A 25,397-nucleotide genomic window follows, 5' to 3' on the forward strand; every position below is an offset into this window, starting at 1 on the left:
AAAAATAGTTAGTAGCTAAAAGCTTTTGATCTTAATGTTTACTTTGTTTATTTTTTAGGGAAGATGGCGATCGTGAGAAGAAGCATTCAGAAACGAACCAAGGTGAAACAATGGAAAGCAATCGTCTTGCTGCTACTGATCGGCATGTGTTCGCTGCTGCTTTGGGGTTGCGCGGTCAAACCAGAAGCCCTCAAAAATCGACTCGTAGTTCCACTTGATAGTGATATCAAAACTTTTAATCCAGTGCTTGTGCAGGATGCCTATAGTGGTATTGTGATTGGCTATACCCTCACTGGCTTGATTTCGGAGAATCCAATTACAAAAGAGTTAGAACCCGAACTAGCCGAAAAATGGGAATTTCAGCAGGATGGCAAACAACTTATTTTCACGATGCGTCCTGATCTGAAATGGTCAGATGGTCAACCACTCACCGTTGATGATGTTCTCTTTACCTATCAAAATATTCTCTTCAATGAGAAGATTCCCACTGGTACTCGTGATGTCCTCCGAGTTGGACAATCGCAGACTCTTCCCAAGGTTGAGAAGCTTGACGATCGCCGCATTTCTTTTTTACTGAGCGAACCCTTTGCGCCTGCTCTCCGCACATTAGGCGGCATCGGCGTTTTGCCCAAACATGTCTTTGAACCAACTCTCAAAGAAGATCCTAACGCGCCAGATAAGAAATTAAAGTTTCTCGAAACATGGACTCTGAGTACACCTGTTAGTCAATTAGTTGGCAGTGGTGCTTATATGATCCAAGAATATCGACCTTCAGAACGGGTGATCTATAAACCTAATCCCTATTATTGGCGGAAGGGAAAGCCCTATATCGAGCAATTTGTAATGCAGATTTTAGAATCACCAGATACAGCTCTGCTACGATTCCGATCGCAAGAGCTAGATATGTATCGTCTCCGAGGTGAAGACTTCCAATTGTTGAAACGTTTTGAACAACGCGATCGCTACAAAATTTATAATGCTGGCCCCGCCACAGGTCAAGCATTCATCATGTTCAACCTCAATAAGGGCAAAAATCCGAAAACTAATGAACCTTTTGTTGAGCCGAAAAAATCCAAATGGTTTAATGATGTTAACTTTCGTCGTGCTGTCGCCTATGCTCTTAACCGCGAAGCGATGATTACCAACCTGTCGCGAGGTTTAGCCCAAACCCAAAATTCACCAGTTTCTATCCCTAGTCCCTATTTCTTCCCTCCTGAAAAAGGACTTAAGGTTTATGATTATCAACCTGAAAAGTCCAAAGAGATTCTCTTGCAAGCAGGATATAAATATAATTCTGAACAACAACTCCTCGATGCTGAAGGTAATCTTGTGCGCTTTACTTTGCTAGCTCCTGCGGGTGGTAGAGTTGCGATGGGAGCGCAAATAAAAAGTGACTTGGAAAAAATTGGCATGAAGATTGACTTCAATCCTGTTGATTTTCGGATTATCTCCGATAAGCTCGACAACTCGAAGCAATGGGATGCAACGATTCTTGGCTTTACTGGAGGTGCTGAACCCAATAGTGCAATTAATCTTTGGGCAACCGATGGTGATTCCCATATGTTTAATAAGGGACCAGTTGGTGATGAGCCACCTTTCCCAGGTCGCGAAGTTGCTGATTGGGAAAAGAGAATTCATTCTTTGATGATCCAAGGCGCACAGGAACTGGATGAAACTAAGCGCAAGGCTATCTATGCCGAATATCAACAATTAGTTCAGGAACAATTACCCCTCATCCATTTAACGATGCCTTTATACTTAGTTGCTGTACGCGATCGCGTAGAGAATGCCCAACCATCGTCACTAGCTGGCAGTACAGGCGTGACGGGAGCATTATGGAATGTAGAACAATTAAAACTGAAATCCTAAGTAATGAAGAGCATTGCTACGCGACAATTACCGATCAAACGAATCAAACGAATTTTTGTAAAAGTATTGCTTTGCAATACTTTTACAAAAATTCTTGGTTCGGGTTTAAGCGCAAAGCGCTTTAAGATGTCATAGCAAGGAGAAGTTTGATCATGTCGGAAACTCAGCAAAAGCTTAATGATCCTTCGGTTACAGTAACGATCGCTCGACGAGTCAAACCAGAATGCAAGGCAGAATTTGAAGCCTTTTTGACTGGAGTTACCAATACTTGTGGACAATTTTCTGGCTATCTGGGCAGCAATGTTTTTCGTCCTGTCAATGCCGATGATCCAGAATATCGCATCATTTTTAAGTTTGATCGTCTGAGTAATTTACGACTATGGGAATCTTCAGCCGAGCGTCAGTACTGGTTTGCGATCGCCGAACCGCTTACGATTAGTCCGCCTCAAATTCAGGTGTTAACTGGTTTAGAAACTTGGTTTACGCTACCAGGAAAACCCACGATTACGCCGCCGCCTAGGTACAAAATGGCTTTAGTAAGTTGGTTGGCTGTGTTCCCTTTAATTACGGGTATTTCGGTGGTTTTTCAACATTTTTTGGGGATACTGCCTCTAGTCTTGCGCGTAGCCTTTGTGACAGCGATCGCTGTGCCAACGATGACTTATCTCCTCATGCCGCAAATGACGAGGTTATTTGCATGGTGGCTATATCCAGTCACAGAAATAACGCTACCTACAAAAGATGTTGTCCCTGCGATCGCGGACAATTCCTCAGCTATTCCTCTACCTGATTTACAATCTACTACCCTAGAAGAAAAACAACTGATACCAAATTGAAGAATTTAGGGAATGACAACCAAAGCAAGAAATTTTTGAAAAGTTTTGCTTTGCAAAACTTTTCAAAAATTTCTTGCCTTGAGTTGATCGGTAATTGCTGTAATTAACCTATTGAAACAGGTTTGAGATTTTAGCCTGCACTCTTAGAGCAGGACTGCGTAAGTCCAAGATCTAATGGGATAATATTCATTAATTGATAAGTTGGCTTTACTTGATGAACCAAACAAGGTTTGATGCTTTGATCATCGGCAGCGGTGCTGCTGGACTTTATACTGCCCTGCGACTCGCAGACCTAGCACCAAACTGGCAGATTGGTTTAGTGACTAAAGATAACTTGTCAACTTCAGCTAGTGATTGGGCGCAGGGTGGAATTGCCGCAGTTGTTGATAAAGATGATGCTCCCCAATTTCATGGCAAAGATACCTTGATTGCTGGTGTGGGTCTGTGTGAAGTCGAGGCAGTAGATGTACTAGTTAATGCTGCACCTCGCCAAATTCAGAACCTAATCGCCTTAGGTGTTGATTTTGATCGTACTGAGGACGGTAGCCTTGCCCTAACCTTAGAAGCAGCTCACTCCAAACGCAGAGTATTGCACTCAGCAGATACTACAGGTCGAGCGCTAGTATCTAAGCTTGCAGCAGCCGTATTACAAAATCCCAGTATTCAGGTTTTAAGTCAAACCCTAGTTTTAGATCTCTACATGCAACAGAGTCGCTGCGGTGGTGTTTTTTATCTAGAAGAAAATCAGGAAATAGGTTGCTTAATTTCGCCTGTAGTGGTTTTGGCGACAGGCGGCGGCGCTCAGGTATTTTCGCAAAATACCAATCCACCCTCAAGTACAGGTGATGGGGTGGCGATCGCTTGGCGAGCAGGAGCTTTAATCCGAGATATGGAATTTGTGCAGTTTCATCCCACTGCCCTTGCTTTAGCCAATGCTCCAAGGTTTTTAATCAGTGAGGCGGTAAGGGGTGAAGGAGCGCACTTGATTGATCATAAAGGCGATCGCTTTGCCTTTAATTATCATCCTCAAGGAGAACTTGCGCCTCGTGATGTGGTCAGTCGCGCCATATTTAACCATCTCCAGAAGACCAAAGAACCCACAGTATTTCTGGATTTACAGTCAATTTCTAGAGAGAGAATTGCCCATCGATTTCCAAATATCATCAAAATCTGTCAACAGTGGCAAATTGATATTTTCTCCACACCAATACCTGTCACTCCCGCTGCTCACTATTGCATGGGAGGTATAGTTGTGGATTCTTATGGAGCTACTTCCATTGAGGGGCTATATGCAGTCGGCGAAACCGCTAGTACGGGCGTACATGGTGCTAATCGTTTAGCAAGTAATTCCCTATTAGAATGCTTCGTTTTTGGGGAACGCTTGGCTGAACAGGTTTGTTCTCAACCAACTCAGATTTTTAAGACTCCAAAGGCGATCGCTCCCAAATTAGCAGATCATGGCAATTCAGCGACTATTCAAAATATTAAATCTGCAATTCAAAATCTAAGCTGGCAAGCGGCGGGCATCAGTCGAGTTCAATCGGATTTAGAAATCGCTTTAACACAAATCTGCACATGGCAAGCTGAGTTAACCCAACTTGCCGAACCGTCACGTTTATGGATTGAAACTCGAAATTTAGCTGACTATGCTTATTTATTAGTGCGATCAGCTCTATTTCGCACCGAAAGTCGTGGCGCACATTTTCGTTCGGATTTTCCTGATCCTGATCCGAGTTGGCAGGCACATACAATTATCGAAGGTCAAGAGATCAGGCGATCGCCTGCTTTGTTACCTATACAAACTTAAAAGATAAAAGCAGCGCGAAGCGCTGCTTTTATCTTTTAAGTTTGCGGGGCTTTGCCACGCGTACTTAATTGGATTTATTGCAATGTATATAACTGCGATTGCGATAGACGTGCTAACCAAGGAGCTAGAAATTTATCATTAGCTTGTCTTTCTTGCGGATCTTCAGTTTCAAAAGGATGGGGTGCTAAACCACGTAGGGCGGCTGTAGTGACACAAAACATTGACTTTTGGAACGACAGACAAATCTTAACTAGCAAATCCTCTTCGCCGCGATCTCCTTGTTGATAAACCTCATGCAAATAGTTGGGCAGAAAATGTCGCATATCTTGCATGAGTAAGGTAGGTGGAATCCCTGCACCACCTACGGGCAAAGGATCGGCATAGAGAACACCATAATTAAATTGCGAAATTTCTGTAGAAATTTGATGTTCCTGTGCATTGTAGGAAACTGTGCCACGGAATGGGAAGGATCGGAAAAATACCGCCTCCACATAGGGAACAGCCGTATCCATTAAGAAGGTTAGGTTTGCCGACACAGGCACAATTTCGTAATCTTCGCCATTGATCGTGACTTTATAGATATAAGGTACGCCAGCAGCAGCAACTAGACCATCTTGAACATGCTTAACAACGTCAGGAATGCTTTTGATTTCACCACGATCATAGCGATCGCTTAATTCTAAAAACATTGGCGACATAAACGACCAGAAATATCCTAGAGCGCTGTAGTAGGTCATCAGACGCACTTGCTCTAGCAAAAAATCTGGAAACAATCGATGCAGCACCGCCATCAAGGGATTACGTGCAGATTTGGCAGCGATCGCTAATTGAGCGCGTTGTTTAAAATCTGCGGAGTCCAAGTAAGCATCTAGACCACCACCACCATGCCAAAACATTGCTTTCATGCAATATTCGGCAAATTCAAAATTGATGCGATCGTGCCACCAATGATGACCAAGTTTATTTAGGGAGAAGTCTCCATTAAAGAACTTAAAAAACGGGAAAAAGGCAAGAAACTGATGCTCAGAAATATAGGTGAGATTCCTATAATATTCACCTAGTACAACACCATAACTTTTGAGGATACCAACAACCTCTAGCAAGTTTTCAGGAGAATCTGGAAGCAATGCACCACCTGATTCTAGGCGTTGCTTCACCGCAGCAAGGGCTGGTTCAATAGTTTTGTTTTGACTCAATACACTCATAACCAAATTTTACAATGCTTCTGCCTAAAACCCAATAAGTAAGGTTGGCTAAGCCAACCTTACTTATTGGGTTTTAACAATTTTTTTAAACGCTTCAGCAGCTTTCGTTGAATAATCGCCAAGGGTACTAATTTTTTGACCAGTGGAGAGCTAACTTGCAGACTTGCCTCACTCCATGCGTTGCGATGCCGATTAAAGCCATCACTTCTAGCGATCGCATATTTAACAACATCGACTAAACGCAAAGGCATTGCCCAATAAAAATGATAAAGCTCGTTAGGATCATCAAAAAATGGACAATCCATAAATGCTTCTGCTTCTTGTTGAGTTGGTGAGTTGTTAAAAGTAAGAAACATTTCGTCTAAGGCTTCCCGCAATAATTTTGGAGAATTATCGAAAGAAAAATCCGTAGGCAATCGCTCTACCAGATGCTGCACAAAAGTAATTACAGATTGTTGAAAAGCCTTTAGCCCCCAATCTAGAGCAGGTTGATTGTGAGTATGCTTGAGCAGGGGAACCACAGAACCATCTGTCTGCAAAGCATAGTCAAGAGTTGTGCCTTCACAACCTGCACAAAAAACTTCCATCGCCGAAACATAGCGATAGTCGATGTCATTACGAAGTCCTACAGAGTTATTCAAGTTAAAGAAAAAAGCGAGTACTTCTCCTTTATGCTTGAGTCCGCCTGTAGGTTTGTCCAAGGCAAAATAGAATCCAACGGGCATTCTCGTGCCAAATATCTCAAAGGCATTTTCTAAAGAAAGTTGCAAACTGCCACGCCAACCCACATCCACTAAACCAAAGGCTTGTCCATCAAGCATTTTTTCCTGATCTAAATATGCTTTTAAAACTTCACGCTTTCGCTCAGCAATCTGAAGAACTAATTCTTGTAAAGATTCATTCTTTTCTAATTTATTTCGCAGTGAGATTCTTTCTTTCGCCGATAAATTTTTTTGCCAAGTTTCACAGGAATATCCCAGTGGCTCAAAAATTGGCTGAGCAGATTGGCGATCAAGACACATTCGAGCTATGAGAGCATCAATCGTGAAAATAGTCGTATCATCAAACATCCATTCCCAAAAAGCTTTGTTAACCTTTGTTAACCCTGGCATCCTCAGAGCCTGACGACTGACGTAGAGATAACGCAGTTCCAATTCTGGATAGATCTTCGGAGCAAGTTCCTTGGCAATTTGCAGCAACATTTCACCATCCCTTGCTAAGAAGTAGATCCGAGCAAGTTGTTTCACTTTAGCCTGTTGCAAAATCCAAATTGTATAGGCTGTTAAAATAGGCGCAGCAACTGAAGCGGCAATATCGCGAATGATTGACTCTTTGGGTGTTTTAGTGTCTCTGGTTAGGCGTGTATAGCGAGATATACCTGCCCACAAAGAAGTAACTCCATTCGTAGCATTGGCATACTTTTGCAGTATTAATTCATAGCGATTAGGATTAGCATCCTGAAAATAGATAGAATTAAGCCCTAGTGAACTAGGGCTAGCAACATCAGAGGAATGACTATTGCCAATGTGAGTTAGATCTTGGGGACTCAGTTGCAGATCTTCTAAAACTGTTAAAAACAGATCCCCTATTCCTTTGGACTTGCGCCATTGTGAAGAGACATACAAGCGATCGCCTTCTTGCCAAAAGCCATGCTGCTTCAGTTGCTTTTCCAAAAAGGCTTCAGGTAAGTACATATCCGATAGAAACAAAATATTAGGATGCGATCGCCTTGCTTGTTCTATCAATTGATAAGCTTTAGGGACGGCGATTAGATATTCCGTTTCTACCGCTAGTTCCAAATTCTTGAGTTTATCGATAGTCTCTGTCGCAATTTCTAAAGTATTGTTAATCTCGCGATAGATTTCATCCAGATTAACTTCACCACCTTCATAAAACAAACGCGATCGCTGTTCAGCCTGAATTCTAACCTCACGAAAAGTATCAGCCGAGAAATTAATCCAGCCATACTGCACAGCGCGATCGCCACAGATTTTAAAAATCTCCGTGGGTTCGCTTACTAATCTGGTGAGCAGAGTATCAAAGATATCAAAGCTAGCTATTTGTGGCATATAAAGAATGAAATAAAGAATTGGAAATTAGGATAGGGGGTAAAGAACCAATTTTTTGATGGCGCGGCTTTGCCGCGTCATCAAAAAATTGGTTGCTATTGACCTATGGCTTAGAGAAAACTGACTGCCAAAATTTATGTCTAATATCGCTGACATAATGTCGCATAGCAATTTGTTTCGAGGCAAACTTATCTGGATAGATAAATTGATCATCAACATTCATAATATATTTGTCACGAGCAAGGGCATTGCCATGATTCCGTTTGATTGTTAAATTGACAATGGTTTGCTCAGAAAAATAATTGGGAAGTTCTTGTAGCTTTGCCAATCTTTGTACAGATTCATCCCAATCCAAGGGTTTCTTGAAGAGAATAAATCCAGCATTAATTGGTTCTTGCTGTTCGATATCCTCATAAATAAGTCGCTTGTCTAAGGAGTTTTTGCAGTCAGGCAAGTAATAAGTATGCATATCTCCAGAAGTCGCTAAATCAGCTAAATCAGAAGCCCCTTCAAAGAACAAAATATCAGAATCAGTATAAAGTGTTGCATCATCAATGGGAATAGACATCAGTGCGGCTAACTTCTTGCCCATAGCTTGCTGCGATGCATATTCATAGACCGATTGAGGTAAGTCATCTCTTTGGAATTTGGTTAATAGCTGGACATCTACACAGGGATGAACCCGTTTAAGTAACTGAATGCTCTTTTCAGTATAACTTCCATCAGACATAATCGTAAATGCTTTAGGAATTCCCACATGACGAAGGAAAGAGCGCAGACTTGCCACTTGTTCAGGTAAGTCTCTTTCACAGGATAGCGCATAAACTTTGATGGGGACTTGACGTTCTTGGGCGATCGGAAAACTAACTAAACTTGGAAGACTAGATTTGTAAATAGATCGGAAAAAATTACCTTGAAGTTTTGCTGAATGATAACCAATATTTACCATTTAATCCTCTTGAATTTATCGCGATCGCAATTTAATGATTATTACATCGCAATTATAAAGCCGAAATATAGCGATCGCTAATAAAAAACAAGAAAGTCAATGGGGCATGAAACCCAATTATTAGGATAGGCGGCGCAAAGCGCCGCCCATCCTAATCCTCATCTTTATTAAGATATTACCTTCTTGCTTTTTTAGTTCGTTTCGATGGTGAGGGGTAGAGCCAAAAGGCTAATATTTTGGTTAAATATGGCATAACTGGATAGGTCAGCAAAGCAGATACAAAGATCACCGAAATAAGTAAGCCTAATAACGCAGGTAGTCCTTGTAGAAATGGAGTTAGGAGCAAGTTGGCAAGTAAGATTAAAGGATATACCGTAATCACGCCAATAATTACCTGTTTGTAATAGGGAGGCTCTTTAGGACTGCCGATCTTACTTTTAGGCAAGGTAAACCATAGTTCTAATCCATTTGGCTGATGTTGTTGCGATCGCTTAGATATAAATGTTTGAGAACTCTGCATCCATTCTTGATAAACAGGTGAAGTTAGCCAATTTTTGCAATGGTCATAGTTGTCAAACTTAACGATGACCACATATTCAGGATATTGATGATCGCGTGGACGAATGACTTCAACCCCTATAAATCCCTCAAATTGTTGGGCTGAATGATTGATCCCTTTTGTCCAAGCTTCATATTCTTCTATGAGGTTTGGTTCAACAACTTCGGATATGACTAAGGTAATTGGATCGCTTTGTTGTCCAAAAGGCTGCATAGATTTACCACTAAATTAGTAAGGCTGGTCTGATTATAAAATCTAAACTATAAAGTCATAAGTTGAAAGTTAATGGGAATTGGACAGGCGATCGCATAACCCTGAGCATAATCTACTCCCATCTTCCGCAATTTTTCTAAGATCGTCTCTTCCTCGATAGGGGACGACCTCAATCCCATACATTATTACAAACCCAAACCCGTAAAGTTGCACCCCTGCGGGGCGCAACTTTACGGGTTTGGGTAATTTTGCACAAGTACTTATTAAACAGCAACGGGAAAGTCATACTGGTTGAACCTGTCCCAAAATTGTTCCAACGAGTTGAAGTTAAAATCAAATCTATAGCAATTTACCATCTTTCCACATGGCAGTACTCAGATAGCGCTCTCCTGCACTGGGCTGAATGATCACGATACGTTGATTTTGATATTGCGATCGCTTTCCTAATTGTAAACCTACATGAACTACTGCACCTGTAGAAATTCCACTTAAGATTCCTTCCTTTTGGGCTAACTGTCTTCCTGTCTCATAGGCTTCAGTTTCCGTGACGATCGCAATTTCATCGATCAGATCGACACGCAAAACATCGGGAATAAAACCCGCGCCAATACCTTGAATATTATGCGGATGGGCAGGTTGATCGCTTAGCACGGCACTATCCGATGGCTCAACTGCAATAATCTGGATCTGGGGATTTTTTTGTTTGAGATAGCAACCTGCCCCCGTAAGTGTGCCACCAGTGCCAACGCCCACTACTAGCGCCGCGATCGCGCCATCAGTATCTTCCCAAATCTCTACGCCTGTGGTGTGGTAATGGATTTTGGGATTAGCAGGATTGCTGAATTGGTGGGGAGAAAAAGCCTTGGGAATCGTCATTAATAACTGATTAGCATGAGCGATCGCTCCTTGCATATCGGCGATCGCAGGAGTCAAGACTACCTCTGCTCCATAGGCTTGCAAAAGTTTTTGTCTTTCCGCACTCATATTCTCTGGCATCGCCAAAATTAACCGATAGCCTTTGACCGCACAAACCATTGCTAAACCAATACCAGTATTCCCAGAAGTGGCTTCAATAATTGTGGAATGATGCGGTTGAATTAAGCCAGCCTGTTCTGCTTCCATGATCATACTAATGGCAATGCGATCCTTCACCGATTTAGCAGGATTCATTCCTTCCATTTTCAAGACAATTTCGGCAACGCAACCCATTTCCTGCGGCAAGCGATTGAGTCTGAGCAGGGGTGTATGTCCAATGACTTCCGTAATATCGTGATAGATGGGCATGGTGATTAAAAGACCATTAATTGAAAGAAAAAGAAGGTAAAACCCATTATTAAGAGCAGATGTGGCAGATTACTAAGAAGCGATCGCCCTGTGATTCGCAGTAGTGGATAGATGCTAAATACAACAGCGGAAAGAAGAGTCACGCCTTGCAAAAACTGGGCAACTTCTAAACTCCAAGTGAGGGTGAATAAATTCTCACCACCGTAGCCCAAGGTTCTCGCTAAAACGGGTAAGCCCCGCCCAGCTTCCGTAATTGCCGCAGGAATGTAATGGGCTAGGTTTGCCGCGAGGGTTAAGGGCAGATAGGCATAGATAACTTGTAAATATTCAGGTTGTTTAGGATCAAGATTACGGGCGATCTCATGGGTTAAATAGGTCAATAGGGCCGGAATACTTAACAAAGTTAGGGCGATAGCCGTACTCGGCAATAAATGGTCAGCATCTACAGGCACTGAACCAAATCCTAACCAACCGAGAATCCTGTGGCTATGGTGCATCAATACACCACCCAAGAGAAGTAATAGCAGAGCTACTTCCGCACCAAAAGCGCGATGATTTTCCAGTAAATCAGAGGTAGGAAAGCGTAAATTTAGTTGGACAGAACGATTGGGACAAGCTTTCATGCAAGTCATACAGAGTATACAGTCGCGGTTGTCCTGTAATTGAGCAGGATGGGAATAGAGCGGACAGCCTCCCGTAGCTTGTCCCTCGGTGGGAAGGGCATCAGCAAACGTAAGGTTGGTGGCGGCGCTGCCTTTGTAACAACCAAAGGTACTGCATTGGCTGCCACAGACCTGTTGAGTTGCCCGTACTTCCACCATCGCCAGTTTGGCAAACATTCCATTCATGCCGCCAATGGGACAGAGGTAGCGACACCAGAGCCGCCGTTCGTAAATGAGGCTAAAGATCACAGCTCCTGCGGTAATCGCTAGTAATAGCCAAGCCGAAAGCGCCGCATGGTGGGGTAAATCCCATAATTTTTCCCAGAGATAAATTGCCACGAAGCCGCCAAATAAAAGCCAAGCGCCCCAACGATTCAGCCATTGGGTATTCCAAGTGAGTTGCTGACGGGGGAAGATCCAGAGAGAAAATCGCCTGATCCATTCGGCGGTAATCATAAATGGACAAACGGCACACCAAAGACGACCGATAAACACAAACAGCAGCAAATACCCCGGCCACCACCAAGCCCAAAATAGATTGAGAGTAATACTGCTATCTCTCGTTTGCGGCCCAAGGAAACCTGCGATCGTCACAGGTACAAAAAACGCCATCATCACATACCAGATTCCTTCGGGATACCAACGGCTGAGCAGGATGTGCCGTAACCAAGGTACATCAGTCAGCAGATCAACACGAAAGGCATTTTTAGAAGATTGTACTGACCAGAGAGCTTGTTCGGAAATTACTGCTTGGGTGATGGGAGTCATGATCACTGCACGGTGCAGAATTTCGGCTAATTCCGCCAGATTCCCTGGATAATCATAGCTAATCAGCCGCCGCATTTCCGATTGATCTAGTTCCAATAATGGACGATTCTGTTCTTGACAAATCTCGGACAGGAAGTAACGCGCAAAATCGGGAATATCGGCTTTGCGCTGCGGCAGGCTAAAGAGTTTGATCGAAATGATATCTAGGTCGGCGGGTACATCTATTTTGTCTGGAGAGGCGAGGATTAAGCGCACCCAAGACTGGATCGATTTCGGTGGCTCATTGGTGAGCGTCCCAGCACCACTCACGCCGTGATTGGGTAAAATTGTTCCTGCTTTGAGGTAATGGATAATCCTTGTGCGATCGCCTTCACTCAAAATCTGAAAATTATTTAGTAAGAGAGTTCCCCGTTCTAATAACTCCAGAATTCCTTCTCTCAAACCGACTCGACCAAACAATAAATCCGTATCTAAGCGACCATCGGCGGATCGCGGTAACTTGGCACAGTCTAGCTCCGTAAATGGTTGATCGGCAAAACAAGAGCGATCGTGAATTAGCCCTGCCAGAAAAGTTTTACCAGTTCCCGCTTGTCCTTGAAAAACGATCGGTTGTAGGGTTGTGGCGGCGCGATCAATCTGTTCGCTTAACTTTTGAGTTGCCTTGCTGTTGCCAATGATCGCTTTATGTTTAGGAACTGCTTGAATGTAGGACTGCAAACCTTGAATGCGCTGTTGTTCTTTAGCAATGCGAGTACTATAGGCATTTAAGTCTTGGGCTAAGAGGGTATTGAAGAGGTGTTCCATTTCAGGATGTTGCTGCATCAATTGCCAAAACTGCGCTTGGGGTAGAAACCAGACCTCGCTGTTGGTAATGGCGATCGCCTGAGTTTGATGTTTACCCTCCTTGAGCTTAGCGATCAGGGTCACATAGCCAAATAGCTCTCCTGCACTGCGCGGACGGATCTGCGATTTGCCAATTGAAGAAACTCGATAAATTTCTACGGCTCCCCATTTCATCAGATACAACCCGATCGCAGGTTGATTAGCTTGATAGATAATCGTGCCTGCTTCCACTTTAAATAAATGCAGCGATCTCGCGATATCTTGCAAAGTGCGATCGGGTAACTGTCCCCACAGTCGATGAAACTTCAACCAATTGCCGCATTCCTCAGCCACATCTAGATTTAGATGCGGCAAACCCTCTATCCCTGCGCCCAAGGGTAGATATTCTGAAGAAGATAATGAAAGCGAATTAATTGTAGAAACCATAGTTTCACATTACCATCCAATCACCTAGCTAATAAATTTAGCCCAAGAACTTATAACAAGTATGCTTTTGCTTTTCGTGTTTGTACGTTCTATTCTGAAACTGTATTGATATATAGCAGTCCTATATCATTTGTGGATTTTTTTGGTTTGTGGAAGGACACCCCATCGGGGTGTCCTTCCACAAACCATTTAGGATTGCTATAGTTATGTGGTAAGAAGCGATCGCTCATGGGTATGGATTCAGGCAAGTGATAAACTATCAAAATATTGAGAAATAGCATTTATACTTGAGAATCTTTTGAGTTTTTTGATGCTAAGAAAATGGCTCACAAGGCTTAATATTAAAGCTGCAAATGTGAATAGAGATGAGTACAGATAGACAGGCTACTCTGAAACGGCTATTACGGGCGATCGCACTTTCTGAAGGCGATTTTGCTTTGTTGTTGGCGCGTTGTAACTCGATAGAGGTACGCGATTGCCTTGTTGCAGATTTAAAAGCGCAATTGGGATCTGGGCTTTACGATCGCCATATTACAGATGCGGATGGGGTGGTGAATCTTGTCGATATTTTGGATGAGGTGGGTGAGGGGACGCAGGTAATTAGTGTCACGGGGTTGGAAGCTTCGCCGCACTTGCATGATATTTTGGCGCTGGCGAATAATGCGCGGGAGGAATTTCGGAAGCGGTTTAAGTTTCCCTTGGTGCTATGGGTGACGGATGATGTGGAAGCAGAACTACGCAGGCGATCGCCTGATTTGGCAAGTTGGGCTGCGCCTCCCTTTGACTTTGCTTTGGATCGTGCAGAATTGCAAGCGATGTTGGAGCGTGAGACTGCGGATGTTTTGGATTGGGCGTTTGCTGCGCGGGAGGGTAAACGCGGGATTGGGCAAGAGTTACAGTGGGCATGGCAGGAATGGCAGCGCCTTGAGGAAAACCGATCACCTGAGTTAGCGGCAAAGGTGGCGTTGGTGTTTGGGATTGAGGCGGGGAGTGGTGATGCCGCAAGGGAGCATTTTGAGAATTGTCTGGCGCAGGTGAGTACGGGGAGTTTGGCGGCGGCGGCGCGTTATCGATTGGGGTTGTGGTGGCAACTGAGAGGCAAACAGGAACGAATAGATTTTAGGATAAATTGCGATCGCGCCCGTGTGCAGTTACAGATGGCTTGGCAGGAGCCTGAGGGTAAACAAGCATCGGTAGCCTTGGCTTTGGGTGAGATTTTGTTAGCTCTAGCTTTGCCTGAAACTGGGAAGGCGACCCAATGGGAAGCATTAGCAAATTTTGCGAATGAGTTGGTAATTTTGCCAGACTGGGCGGCGGGGTTACGCGCTGAAGTGGCGATCGCCCGTCAAGATTGGCAAGCTGCTAAGGCTGAAGCGGAGAAAGCTTTACAGGGACAGGAGCGCCAAGGTTTTTATTTGTTGTCCTTGGGGCGATCGCTGATTGGTATGAATCTTGCCAAGGAGGCGATCGCACCTTTAGAACGGGCGAAAGCTTTGGTATTGCCAGAGGTCGATCCTGATTTGCATATTCGGATTTTGCAAGCGTTGCATCGGGCTTATACGGCGGTGGGAAATTATCGTGATGCGTTTACGGTGAAGTGCGATCGCGAGTCGGTGGAAACGAGTTATGGTTTTCGGGCGTTTATTGGGGCAGGAAGGTTGCAACCACAACGTCGTGTCGGGGCGATCGGTGAGGATGCGATGGAGGAGGTTGCGGCTTCGGGACGACAGGCAGATATTGAGGCATTGGTGGATCGGGTTAAACGGAGCGATTGTCGGTTAACGGTGGTGCATGGCCCCTCAGGTGTGGGTAAGAGTTCGCTGTTGCAGTCGGGGTTAGTGCCAGCCTTGCGGAAGGTTATTCATCAGTCGCGATCTATTCAGCCTGTGGTGATTGAGCATTATGAAGATTGGCAAGGGGAATTGGCGAGTAAGTTGGGGAGATCCCCCCTAGCCCCCCTTGTAAAGGGGGGAAAAGAAGAAGATCTTGAAGTCCCCCTTTATAAGGGGGATTTAGGGGGATCGGAGTCGCTTATCGCGCATAAGTTGGGGAGATCCCCCCTAGCCCCCCTTGTAAAGGGGGGAAAAGAAGAAGAAGATCTTGAAGTCCCCCTTTACAAGGGGGATTTAGGGGGATCTGAGTCGCTTATCGCTCAACTACACGATCGCGATCGCCAAAATCTAATTACTGTTCTCATTTTCGATCAGTTTGAGGAGTTCTTTTTTAAGCATACGGATGTACCAGCACGCTGCAAGTTATATGACTTTTTGCGTGAGTGTCTGGCTGTGCCTTATGTATGGGTGATTTTGTCGTTGCGGGAGGATTATATTCACTATTTGTTGGAGTGCGATCGCCTTGCCAATATTGAACTGATTAACAATGACATTCTCAATAAGAATGTGCGCTATTATCTTGGTAATTTCTCGAAGGAGAGGGCGAAGGCGGTAATTAAGGAGTTGACGGAGCGATCGCCCTATCGGTTGGAGGAGGCGCTGGTGGATCGGTTGGTGGCGGATCTGGCGGCGGAGTTTGGGGAGGTGCGTCCGATTGAGTTGCAGGTGGTGGGGGCGCAGATGTTGCATAGGGAGGTGAAGATTACGACTTTGGCGGCGTATGAGGGGTTGGGGAAGAATCCAAAACAGGCTTTGGTGGAAAGGTGGTTAACTCAAGTCGTACAAGAATGTAAAAAGGATAATGAAGAACTGGCAGAACAGATTCTATATGCTTTTACTGATGAATCTGGAAAACGCTTAGTAAAGACTAAAAATGAACTACAAAGAGATATTAAGTTATTAATGCCTGATCTATCTACAGAAGTTCAAGATGTTTCTGTTAAAGGCGATCTAAGTTTTGTACTGAATGTATTAACTGGCTCTGGTCTAGCGATTAAAATTGTGATGGCACAAGAATCCTGCTACCAGTTAATTCATGATTATCTTGTACCACCGATCCGTCAACTGTTTGGAGGAAAATTGGAGAAACAGTTGGCTGATGAACGTCAAAAGCGAAAGCAAGCTGAAAAGGCTAGAGAGGAAAATATTCTCAACTCCCAAGCAATTGCTGATAGCCTCTATATGAAGGGTGTGATGGATAGTAAGTCGTTTAACCTTGAGGAACAAGTCGTTGTTTTAGAAAAAGCACAAACTTGGCAAGGAAAGATTACTGAGCTAAAGGTTGGTCGTATAGAGTTGTTAGCAACATTACACCGTGCTGCAAGCCTTCCCAAAGAGAAAAATCGCTTTGAAGAGACACAATCTATCACTACTGTTGCCTTTTCTCCCGATGGACAGAGCATATTAACTGGGGGGGATAACTCAGTAACTTTGTGGAGTTATCATGGGCAATTATTGCAAATCATCAATCGGGGTTTTAACAGACTCATTAGCGTTTCTTTTTCTCCCGATGGACAAAACATTTTAACTGGGAGTCGTAATGGTATGAATGATTTTATGGCTATTACAAGCGAAAATGAGTCTGTAAAGGCAGAATTATGGAGCCTTGGTGGACAGTTGTTACAATCTTTCGAATTGAAATTTCAATATAATCAGAAAAATCACTTTACTAGTGTTGCGTTCTCTCCCGATGGACAGATTTTGCTGACTGTTAATGAAGATAACATTGTAAGGCTGTGGAGTCGGCATAATCAACAAATGCTGCTAGGTTTCCAAGTACATCAGGCAACTGTTACTAGTGTTGTCTTTTCTCCCGATGGACAAAGCCTAATAACGGGAAGCATAGATAATACTGCAAAATTGTGGAACCGTGATGGGCGCTTATTACAGACCTTTCAAGGACACCAAGGTTCTATCACTAGCATTGCTTTTTCTCCTAATGGACAGACCATGCTAACTGGGAGCATGGATAACACTGCGAAGTTGTGGAATTTTGACGGACGCTTATTACAAACCTTTCAAGGACATCAAGATTCTGTTGCTAGTGTTGCTTTTTCTTCCGATGGACAAAGCATACTTACTGGAAGCATGGATAACACTGCGAGGTTGTGGAGTATTGATGGTAAATTGCTACAAATCTTGCAAGGTCACCAAGCTTCTGTCACTAGCGTTGCTTTTTCTCCAGATGGACAGAGCTTACTAACTGGAAGCAGTGATAAAACGGCGAGGTTGTGGAGTATTAAGAATCATTTTATACCTAGTTTTCAAGAAAATCGGGCAACTGTCACTAGCGTTGCCTTTTCTCCTAATGGGCAAAGCCTGCTAATTGGAAGTATGGATAAAACTGCAAAGTTGTATAGTCTTGACGGGCATTTACTCCAAATCTTCCAAGAACATCAGGAAAACGTCACTAGCGTTGCCTTCTCTCCTAATGGACAGAGTGTACTAACTGGGAGTGGAGATCACACTGCAAAATTATGGGGTCTAGATGGGCGATTACTGCAAACTTTCCTAGGATATTATCCCGCTTACGTAACTAGTGTCGCCTTTTCTCCTGATGGACAGAGTGTGTTAACTGGAAGTATGAATGATATGGCGAATTTGTGGAGTATAAACGGGGAATTGCTGCAAACTTTTCAGGGACACAATGCTTTCGTAACAAGTGTTGTTTTTTCTCCTGATGGACAAAATGTGCTAACTGGAAGTTTCGATAACACAGTGAAGTTATGGGATCTTGACGGTAAAGTAATGCAAAATTTTGAAGGGCATCTAGCTGCTGTCTACAGTATTGCTTTTTCTCCTGATGGACAAAGCATATTAACTGGGAGTGGGGATCACACAGCAAAGTTATGGGGGCTATATGGACGATTGCTGCAAACTTTTCAGGGACACCAAGCTGCCATTACCAGTGTTGCTTTTGCTCCAGATGGACAGGGAGTGTTAACTGGGAGTGGAGATCATACTACGAAGTTGTGGAGTTTAGATGGGCGGTTGCTGCAAACCTTCAAGGGACACCAATCTGCTATCACTAGCGTTGAATTTGCGCCCAGTGGACAGAGTATACTGACTGGGAGTTGGGATAAAACGGTGAAGTTGTGGAATTTTGATCTGAAATATTCATTAGCTTTACTCTGTGAGCATTTGCACGATTTTGCATCAGTTAGTAATACTCCAAACATCCCAGAAAAAAGTTGGATACTTCGGCAACGTGCTCAGAAAGTCTTTAAAAGTACTTCTCCACCCACTTAGGCAATTTATCGCTTCACTGGCAAAAAACTTACAAAAAACAAAAATCTATAAATAAACAAATGAATCTCGAATCAGTGAAATTTTTTAAGGCTTGCAACCCCAGTAAAACCCTCATCGTCTCCAACGAAACCGATCGCAAATATTTCATCGACTTCACCGCAGCCAGAAGCGGCAAACGCAAAACCGTCAGCCTCATCGACGAACTCTATCGCACCATTACCCGTAGCGACGATCGGAGCCATCAACTCTTTACAGGTCACATCGGCTGCGGCAAATCCACCGAACTCGGCAAACTCAAATACGAACTCGAACGCCAAGGCTTTCACGTCGTCTATCTCGACTCCAGCGAAGACCTCGTTATGAGCGACGTAGACATATCCGACATCCTCCTCACCGTCGCCCGCCAAATTAGCAAAAGTCTCACCGCCGCCAAAATCGAACTCAATCCCACAGGCTTTCAGGGACTCCTCCAAAAAACTTGGAGCGTCCTCCAAAGCGATGTCAGTGTCTCAGGCGAAGGTAACATTCCCCTGATCGGCAAAGTCGCCGCCAGCACCACAGGCGAAGTCTCCGCCGACTTCCTCGGCATCGGCAAATTTAGCGCCAAACTCAAAGGCAACCCCGACGCACGCGCCCGACTGCGCCAACACCTCGAACCCCAAACCGATAACCTACTGGAACTTATCAACAAAGAACTCCTCGAACCCGCCAACAAAGCACTCCAAGAACGCGGACAAAAAGGCATAGTTGCGATCGTCGATAGCCTCGATCGCCTCGAAAACACCAAAGAACGCAACCAAGCCGAATATATCTTCGTCACACGCGGCGAAAAACTCCGTCAATTCCATTGCCACATCGTCTATACCACCCCCCTCGTCCTCAACTTCTCTAACTCCATCGCACCACTCAGCGATCGCTTCGGCGGCGCACCCAAAGTCCTGCCAATGGTGCGCGTCAAAAATCGCGACAACCAACTCCACACCGAAGGCATCCATCTATTACGCGACATGGTTCTCGCCCGCGCTTTTCCCGATCTGCCCTCAGAGGAACGCGCCCAATATCTCGACCAAGTATTTGAAAATCAAGAAACATGCGATCGGCTTTGCACTGTCAGTGGCGGTCACGTTCGCAACCTCCTCGTTCTCCTCTACGGCTGTCTCCAAAAACAAGACCCACCCATCGATCGCGACACCCTCGAAGAAGTAATCGCCACCCAACGCGATTCCCTCATCAGAGCGATCACCGCCAATGAATGGGAACTTCTGCAACAAGTCAAAGCACAAAAAGCCGTAGTCGGTGAAGAAGGATATCAAACCCTCCTCCGCAGTCTCTTTGTCTTTGAATATCTCGACGAACTTGGCACATGGTTCGGACTCAACCCCATCCTCGCCGAAGCCGAACAATTGAAATAGTAAATCGCAACATTAATTTATCGCCCATATGGGGAATCAGGTGAAGCTTAATTTCATCCAAAATTCTTACCTATTAACTATAAGGATCTCAGTCAAACCCTTTAACTAACTTCACCTATTTACCTAGATGAGCGTCAAAGAAATCGCTGCTAGTATTCTCAGTATTTGGCAAGCTTGAGATTTAAGACTCAGCAATTTGTTGGCGAGATCGCACTAACATTCCATGCTTAGGTGCAAAAATCATCGCTGCTAGAAATAGCAAGGTTTGCAAAACCACAATACAGCCACCCGTAGAGCCATCAATGTGATAGCTGATATAGGTTCCCATCACACTAGAGAACATCCCCGAAGCCATGGCAATCAGCATCATATGGTCAAAGCGATCGCTTAATAGATAGGCAGTAGCTCCTGGGGTAATCAGCATCGCCACCACTAAAATAATCCCCACGGTTTGGAGTCCTGCAACCGCCGTTAGAGAAAGCAAAGACAACAAAACGTAGTAGAGGAATGTTGTATTTAATCCAATTGATCGCGCATGGGTAGCATCAAAACAAAACAGAATTAAATCTTTGCGTAATAGCGCTAGGGTTACCAAAGTGATGACACTAATAATCACAGTCTGGACAATATCGCTATCGGCAATTCCAAGGACATTGCCAAAGAGAATATGCCCTAAATCCACCGTACTTTTGACCTTGGAAACCAGCACAATCCCAAAGGCAAATAGTCCTGTAAATACTAATCCAATTACCGTATCTTCCTTAATGCGTGTATTGGACTTAATAAATCCGATAGCCATGACCGAACCCACACCAAACACAAAGGCTCCGATCGCAAAGGGAATATTGATTACATAGGCAAGTACTACCCCTGGTAATACTGCATGGGAAACAGCATCTCCCATTAATGCCCATCCCTTCAAGATCATGAAGCAAGATAGCGCCGAGCAAACAATACCAACCAAGGCGCTAACCCAAATCGCCTTGACCATAAACCCATATTGCAAAGGCGATACAAACCAATTCACTACTTCCATTACTTTTATTCCTACTTACCTTTTAGTTTTGTAAGGATTTGCCTCACAGGGATGAATCATCAAAAAAATTATTACTGATTGCCTTGAGTTAACTGAATTTTTGAACGCGATAAATCGATCACCGAACCGCCAAAAGTACGCGAAAGATTCTCTTCGGTAAATACTTCTGAAGTCTCACCATAGGCAAGAATTGTGCGATTGATTAGCACCACTTGATCACAAAATGTTGTAATTGAGTCAAGATCATGGGTAGAAATGAGAATCGTATAACCTGCATCACGCAGCTCCATTAACAGATTAATCATCATCTTCTCAGTCTTAACATCAACCCCTGCAAATGGCTCATCTAGAAGTAAAACATTGGCTTTTTGAGCTAAGGCGCGGGCAAAAAATGTGCGTTTCTTTTGACCACCTGATAGTTCTCCAATTTGGCGATCGCGCATTTCCCACATTTCCACACGCTCCAAGCTATCACGCACTGCATGTTGATCTTGCGATCGCGGAATCCGTAGAAAATTCATATAGCCATAGCGTCCCATCATCACTACATCATGCACACTCACAGGGAAGTTCCAATCTACTTCTTCCGTTTGTGGCACATAGGCAACGAGATTATTTCTTTGGACAAGACGGATTGGCAATCCATTAATCAAAACTCTACCGCTAACAGGCTTCACAAAGCCCATCACTGCCTTAAACAGCGTAGATTTACCCGCGCCATTCATCCCAACTAAGCCACAGATTGTTCCTGCTTTGAGTTGGAGGGAGGCTTTATGTAGAGCAACTTTGCCATGATAGGCTACTGTTACATTCTCAATATCAATGCTCAATGTATTCATAATTGTTCTCCATTTATCTTAGATTTTTGTATGTTCGACTTTTATATGTTCTATTTGCTCTGTAAGCCTTTGATTAAAGTATTGACGTTATATTCCAATAGCTTGAGATAAGTCGGGGTCAGTCCATCGGGAGGAGAGAGAGAGTCTACATAAAAGACACCGCCATACTTTGCGCCAGTTTCCTTCACCACCTGTTGCATCGCTTTATCACTGACGGTACTCTCACAAAATACGGTCGGTATTTTATTAGCCTTCACGACTTCAATCACTTTTTCGATTTGCTTAGGAGTAGCTTGCTGTTCCGCATTCACTGACCAAATGTAAACCTCCTTCAATCCATAATCGCGAGCAATATAAGAAAATGCACCTTCGCAACTGACGATGTAGCGCTTGTCAGGGGGAATTACAGCGATCGCTTGTTTAAGTTTGGCATCGAGAGCTCTAATCTGCTGACTATAGGTTTGAGCATTCGCATCATAGGTAGCAGCATTCGCAGGATCGAGTTTTCCTAACGCCTTACGAATATTTTCGACATAGATCAATGCATTTTGCGGCGACATCCAAGCATGAGGATTGGGTTTACCTTGATAAGCATCCTCAGTAATGTTGATCGGCTGAATGCCTTCACTCAAGGTCAGGCGATCGACTTTAGGAAAGCTGTTATAAAAGCGCTCAGCCCAACGTTCCAAGTTCAAGCCATTATCTAAAATCAAATCGGCTGATTGTCCTCGCCGCAGGTCGCTCGGTGTTGGTTCATAGCCATGAATCTCAGCCCCCACCTTGGTAATTGACTCGACGATAGCTTTATCTCCCGCCACGTTTTGCGCCATGTCAGCCAGCACCGTAAACGTAGTCAGAATCACTTTTTGATCTTTTTTGTCTTTACTCTCTAATGCACTGGTGGAATTAGGGTTGGGGCTAGCTGGAGTGGAGGTCGTCGGTAAGTTGCATCCACTCAGCCCGATAGCAAACACAAGACTAGTCAGAATAGCTTGATGGCTTTTCCAAGAGGTAAAACTTTGATGACTAATGAGTTGGGAAGGCTTCATGATTATTTTCATAATCGTTTCATTTTCTAGAATATAGCACATGCAAGCAAAAAATGAAACGATTATGAAAAGCTGGAGCTATCTAAAAAATGCCTAAATGCAAGTAATCCCAAAACACAAAATGGCTACTCCATTTTGTGTTTTTAAAACTCTTACTGGGTTTGTTTTCCAATTCACAAAAGTGTTGGTTCACTTTTGTGAATTGGTATAAGCGATCGCCGCGATCAAAATCTTGGATGACTCAAACATAATTTTTTTGTTTGGTTTTTTGACTGACTAAGCCCTAACCAATGAATGTATAATCATGTACAAGAAAAAATCAAAAGCCCAATAGGTGTTTTAGGGAGTTGCTTTAGCTTCAAGGGTTGAAATGCTCGATATACAATAGTTTTAGCCTCAGAGGACTTCGACATCTGAAACGCCTTTCATGAAAAGCATTGAGCCGTTTATGATGTTTTACCTTCCCGAAACACCTACTGAGCCTTTGTCATAAGCATATTAATTTAGGGATTTTGTAGTGGTTACTCGACAAAAGATCGGGGTGATTGGTGGTGGACAACTGGCGTGGATGATGGCGATCGCTGCCAAGCATCTTGACATTGAGCTAACTGTGCAAGCCGCAAGTCCTGATGACTCAGCCGTAACCGTTGCCGATCGCGTGATTTACGGTCAAGTTGCTGATGCTAGCGCCACCGCCCAGCTTGCCGAGCATTGCCAAGTAATTACCTTTGAGAATGAATTTGTCGATCTGGTTGCTTTACAAAAACTGATGGAGCGTACAGGCGATCGAGACTTATTGTTCTTACCAAAATTAGAAACCTTGGCGATCTCTGTCGATAAGCTGAATCAACGTCAACATTTTCGCAATCATCATATTCCCACACCCGAATTTTATAGTGTGGAGACAGAATTAGAACTTTTAGCGGCGGCTGAAAAATTAAGTTATCCCCTAGTACTCAAAGCCAGAAGACATGGCTATGACGGCAAAGGTACTTGGGTAATTGCTGATGAAATTGAATTGAGATCGGCTTGGGAAAGTATGCATCAAGCTCCTGCGATCGCTGAAGCCTTCATTCCCTTTGAACGAGAACTTGCTGTCATTGCGGCGCGATCAGAATCGGGAGAAATCGCCATTTATCCCGTTGCCGAAACTCTGCAAACCAATCAAGTTTGTCGTCGCACGATCACTCCTGCAAGGGTTGACGCGACAATTAGTAAAAAAGTAGAAACTATTGCCCAACAGATTGTGACCACCCTAGATGCGATCGGCATATTTGGAATCGAATTCTTTTTGACTGCTGAGGGAGAAATCAGTGTTAATGAAATTGCGCCGCGTACCCACAATTCAGGGCATTACACCATCGAAGGATGTCAAACTTCGCAATTTGAGCAGTTATTGCGCGTTGTTAGTGGGAGGCAATTAGGTAACGTTTCGATGGTTGCACCTGTAGCCGTGATGGTCAATTTGCTGGGTTTTGAGAATGTCACTGGGGCAGATGCTGATTATTTAGACAAACGCAAGGCGATCGCCAGTTTTCCTAATATTCATATCCATTGGTATGGTAAGAAGAGTTCTTCAGTCGGACGCAAACTTGGTCACGTTACAATTTTGGCAGACACTCACGATTTGGCTATAGATATTAGCGATCGCGTCGAAAGCATTTGGTACAGCAATTAAAAATTACTAGTTATATAGCGATCCTAAATGATTTGTAAGATTTGGATGTTTGTGAGAGTGCGCCCCTTCGGGGCGCACTCTCACAAACCATTTAGGATTGCTATATCTGAATGCAGAGCAGTGCGTCGCGATAATCATCTTTCCCCCGAATCTTGATACCCCTGTGCTGCTAGTCTTAAAGAACATACTGCTGTTTTTCTTTAGATTACGAGTAGCTAGCGAGAATAGGAATTTTAAATATGGCTTTTGAGCAAATCGAAGCATTTTTAAAGAAAATGCAGTCTGAACCTGAACTTAAAAACGAGGTACTCGCAGCATCAACCGCAGATGATGTTGCGCGAATAGCACTAAAGCTTGGTTTTGAATTTTCAGGTGATGAATTATTGAGAATGTCAGGTCAGAAGGTTGACAGGGTTACTGTTAGAAAAACTGATATTCCTGGAGAGTACAACTAAATGCTTTTTGAATATCTGATTGGACAAGTATAGCTATAGCCACCTGTATCAGGACAAATCAAAACCCAAATAGTGTGAGGCGGCGCGAAGCGCCGCCTCACACTATTTGGGTTTTATGTCCTAACAAGAATGGCGACAGCTATATTGGAAGAATAAACACCCAAAAAATATACCAAAAGAATATAGGACGGATGACAAGTGGAGTCCCTCGCATGATTTGCCAGAATCATGGTGCATTTAATATTGATATCTGCTAAGGAATGATAATTTAATAAAACCCAAAATTGGTTCGGCGGG

At 43.8% G+C, this 25,397-nt stretch carries 19 protein-coding genes; 7 read left to right on the forward strand and 12 right to left on the reverse strand.

Features of this window, described 5'->3' with window-relative positions:
* The first annotated feature begins 63 nt into the window (after positions 1-63).
* The 3 genes from B9G53_RS04330 to nadB all read left to right on the forward strand — a co-directional run bounded on the left by B9G53_RS04330 (position 64) and on the right by nadB (position 4,512).
* A complete protein-coding gene (locus B9G53_RS04330; RefSeq protein WP_254923547.1) occupies positions 64-1,869 on the forward strand; it encodes an ABC transporter substrate-binding protein in 1,806 nt (601 codons plus the stop codon).
* 152 nt (positions 1,870-2,021) lie between these two features.
* Positions 2,022-2,705 carry a hypothetical protein gene (locus B9G53_RS04335; RefSeq protein ID WP_094529548.1) on the forward strand — a complete coding sequence of 228 codons (684 nt, stop codon included), beginning with the start codon at positions 2,022-2,024 and terminating at the stop codon, positions 2,703-2,705.
* A gap of 214 nt (positions 2,706-2,919) precedes the next feature.
* Positions 2,920-4,512, forward strand: coding sequence for an L-aspartate oxidase (gene nadB / locus B9G53_RS04340; RefSeq protein ID WP_094529551.1), 1,593 nt, complete (start codon positions 2,920-2,922; stop codon positions 4,510-4,512).
* Positions 4,513-4,586: 74 nt separating this feature from the next.
* Here the strand turns inward: nadB and B9G53_RS04345 are convergent, their stop codons facing one another.
* From B9G53_RS04345 to B9G53_RS26680, 8 genes are all read right to left on the reverse strand, one after another.
* Positions 4,587-5,717: a CO2 hydration protein gene (locus B9G53_RS04345; protein ID WP_094529553.1), complete on the reverse strand. Its 1,131-nt coding sequence runs from the start codon at positions 5,715-5,717 to the stop codon at positions 4,587-4,589.
* Between the two features lie 59 nt (positions 5,718-5,776).
* The gene (locus B9G53_RS04350) at positions 5,777-7,786 is read right to left on the reverse strand and encodes a hypothetical protein (protein ID WP_094529555.1); all 2,010 of its coding nucleotides are present in this window, start codon (positions 7,784-7,786) and stop codon (positions 5,777-5,779) included.
* A 103-nt stretch (positions 7,787-7,889) separates the two neighbouring features.
* Complete coding sequence (locus B9G53_RS04355; RefSeq protein WP_094529557.1) at positions 7,890-8,735, reverse strand: hypothetical protein; 846 nt, start codon at positions 8,733-8,735, stop codon at positions 7,890-7,892.
* A 175-nt stretch (positions 8,736-8,910) separates the two neighbouring features.
* The gene (locus tag B9G53_RS04360) at positions 8,911-9,507 is read right to left on the reverse strand and encodes an antibiotic biosynthesis monooxygenase (protein ID WP_094529560.1); all 597 of its coding nucleotides are present in this window, start codon (positions 9,505-9,507) and stop codon (positions 8,911-8,913) included.
* A 47-nt stretch (positions 9,508-9,554) separates the two neighbouring features.
* Complete coding sequence (locus B9G53_RS28365) at positions 9,555-9,680, reverse strand: hypothetical protein (RefSeq protein WP_254923548.1); 126 nt, start codon at positions 9,678-9,680, stop codon at positions 9,555-9,557.
* Positions 9,681-9,846: 166 nt separating this feature from the next.
* Positions 9,847-10,791 (reverse strand): cysteine synthase A, encoded by a 945-nt coding sequence (gene cysK, locus B9G53_RS04365; protein ID WP_094529562.1) that lies wholly within the window; start codon positions 10,789-10,791, stop codon positions 9,847-9,849.
* 5 nt (positions 10,792-10,796) lie between these two features.
* Positions 10,797-13,490 (reverse strand): cyclic nucleotide-binding domain-containing protein, encoded by a 2,694-nt coding sequence (locus B9G53_RS04370; RefSeq protein WP_094529564.1) that lies wholly within the window; start codon positions 13,488-13,490, stop codon positions 10,797-10,799.
* 89 nt (positions 13,491-13,579) lie between these two features.
* Positions 13,580-13,771 carry a hypothetical protein gene (locus B9G53_RS26680; RefSeq protein ID WP_141211705.1) on the reverse strand — a complete coding sequence of 64 codons (192 nt, stop codon included), beginning with the start codon at positions 13,769-13,771 and terminating at the stop codon, positions 13,580-13,582.
* Positions 13,772-13,855: 84 nt separating this feature from the next.
* On the opposite strand from B9G53_RS26680, the gene B9G53_RS04375 reads away from it, so the two are divergent.
* Together B9G53_RS04375 and B9G53_RS04380 are read left to right on the forward strand one after the other, a co-directional pair.
* Positions 13,856-18,631 carry a WD40 repeat domain-containing protein gene (locus B9G53_RS04375; protein WP_094529566.1) on the forward strand — a complete coding sequence of 1,592 codons (4,776 nt, stop codon included), beginning with the start codon at positions 13,856-13,858 and terminating at the stop codon, positions 18,629-18,631.
* 59 nt (positions 18,632-18,690) lie between these two features.
* Positions 18,691-20,043, forward strand: a complete 1,353-nt coding sequence (locus tag B9G53_RS04380) for an ATP-binding protein (RefSeq protein WP_094529568.1) — start codon at positions 18,691-18,693, stop codon at positions 20,041-20,043.
* 181 nt (positions 20,044-20,224) lie between these two features.
* Here B9G53_RS04380 and B9G53_RS04385 read toward each other — a convergent pair whose 3' ends face one another.
* From B9G53_RS04385 to B9G53_RS04395, 3 genes are all read right to left on the reverse strand, one after another.
* A complete protein-coding gene (locus tag B9G53_RS04385) occupies positions 20,225-21,079 on the reverse strand; it encodes a metal ABC transporter permease (protein ID WP_094529570.1) in 855 nt (284 codons plus the stop codon).
* 71 nt (positions 21,080-21,150) lie between these two features.
* Positions 21,151-21,918, reverse strand: a complete 768-nt coding sequence (locus B9G53_RS04390; protein WP_094529572.1) for a metal ABC transporter ATP-binding protein — start codon at positions 21,916-21,918, stop codon at positions 21,151-21,153.
* A gap of 50 nt (positions 21,919-21,968) precedes the next feature.
* On the reverse strand, positions 21,969-22,967 hold the full coding sequence (locus tag B9G53_RS04395; RefSeq protein WP_094529583.1) for a metal ABC transporter substrate-binding protein: 999 nt from the start codon (positions 22,965-22,967) through the stop codon (positions 21,969-21,971).
* A gap of 517 nt (positions 22,968-23,484) precedes the next feature.
* Between B9G53_RS04395 and B9G53_RS04400 the strand changes: the two genes are divergently transcribed.
* Together B9G53_RS04400 and B9G53_RS04405 are read left to right on the forward strand one after the other, a co-directional pair.
* Positions 23,485-24,645: a 5-(carboxyamino)imidazole ribonucleotide synthase gene (locus B9G53_RS04400; protein WP_094529575.1), complete on the forward strand. Its 1,161-nt coding sequence runs from the start codon at positions 23,485-23,487 to the stop codon at positions 24,643-24,645.
* A gap of 239 nt (positions 24,646-24,884) precedes the next feature.
* Positions 24,885-25,100, forward strand: coding sequence for a Nif11-like leader peptide family natural product precursor (locus B9G53_RS04405; RefSeq protein WP_094529576.1), 216 nt, complete (start codon positions 24,885-24,887; stop codon positions 25,098-25,100).
* A gap of 113 nt (positions 25,101-25,213) precedes the next feature.
* On the opposite strand, the gene B9G53_RS27900 is transcribed toward B9G53_RS04405, so the two are convergent.
* Positions 25,214-25,397, reverse strand: a 184-nt coding sequence (locus tag B9G53_RS27900) for a hypothetical protein (protein WP_217901505.1), incomplete at its 5' end; no start/stop codon positions are given.

This window comes from Pseudanabaena sp. SR411, from assembly GCF_002251945.1.
GTDB lineage: Bacteria > Cyanobacteriota > Cyanobacteriia > Pseudanabaenales > Pseudanabaenaceae > Pseudanabaena.

Excerpts from the sequence above, each read along its gene's own strand:
- B9G53_RS04335 (WP_094529548.1), top strand. The coding sequence starts at position 2,022 with ATGTCGGAAACTCAGCAAAAGCTTAATGATCCTTCGGTTACAGTAACG.
- B9G53_RS04395 (WP_094529583.1), bottom strand. The coding sequence starts at position 22,967 with ATGAAGCCTTCCCAACTCATTAGTCATCAAAGTTTTACCTCTTGGAAA.
- cysK (WP_094529562.1), bottom strand. The coding sequence starts at position 10,791 with ATGCCCATCTATCACGATATTACGGAAGTCATTGGACATACACCCCTG.
- B9G53_RS04370 (WP_094529564.1), bottom strand. The coding sequence starts at position 13,490 with ATGGTTTCTACAATTAATTCGCTTTCATTATCTTCTTCAGAATATCTA.
- B9G53_RS04385 (WP_094529570.1), bottom strand. The coding sequence starts at position 21,079 with ATGGAAGTAGTGAATTGGTTTGTATCGCCTTTGCAATATGGGTTTATG.
- B9G53_RS26680 (WP_141211705.1), bottom strand. The coding sequence starts at position 13,771 with ATGCTATTTCTCAATATTTTGATAGTTTATCACTTGCCTGAATCCATA.
- B9G53_RS04405 (WP_094529576.1), top strand. The coding sequence starts at position 24,885 with ATGGCTTTTGAGCAAATCGAAGCATTTTTAAAGAAAATGCAGTCTGAA.
- B9G53_RS04380 (WP_094529568.1), top strand. The coding sequence starts at position 18,691 with ATGAATCTCGAATCAGTGAAATTTTTTAAGGCTTGCAACCCCAGTAAA.
- B9G53_RS04390 (WP_094529572.1), bottom strand. The coding sequence starts at position 21,918 with ATGAATACATTGAGCATTGATATTGAGAATGTAACAGTAGCCTATCAT.
- B9G53_RS04350 (WP_094529555.1), bottom strand. The coding sequence starts at position 7,786 with ATGCCACAAATAGCTAGCTTTGATATCTTTGATACTCTGCTCACCAGA.
- B9G53_RS04375 (WP_094529566.1), top strand. The coding sequence starts at position 13,856 with ATGAGTACAGATAGACAGGCTACTCTGAAACGGCTATTACGGGCGATC.
- B9G53_RS04330 (WP_254923547.1), top strand. The coding sequence starts at position 64 with ATGGCGATCGTGAGAAGAAGCATTCAGAAACGAACCAAGGTGAAACAA.
- B9G53_RS04355 (WP_094529557.1), bottom strand. The coding sequence starts at position 8,735 with ATGGTAAATATTGGTTATCATTCAGCAAAACTTCAAGGTAATTTTTTC.
- B9G53_RS04360 (WP_094529560.1), bottom strand. The coding sequence starts at position 9,507 with ATGCAGCCTTTTGGACAACAAAGCGATCCAATTACCTTAGTCATATCC.
- nadB (WP_094529551.1), top strand. The coding sequence starts at position 2,920 with ATGAACCAAACAAGGTTTGATGCTTTGATCATCGGCAGCGGTGCTGCT.
- B9G53_RS04345 (WP_094529553.1), bottom strand. The coding sequence starts at position 5,717 with ATGAGTGTATTGAGTCAAAACAAAACTATTGAACCAGCCCTTGCTGCG.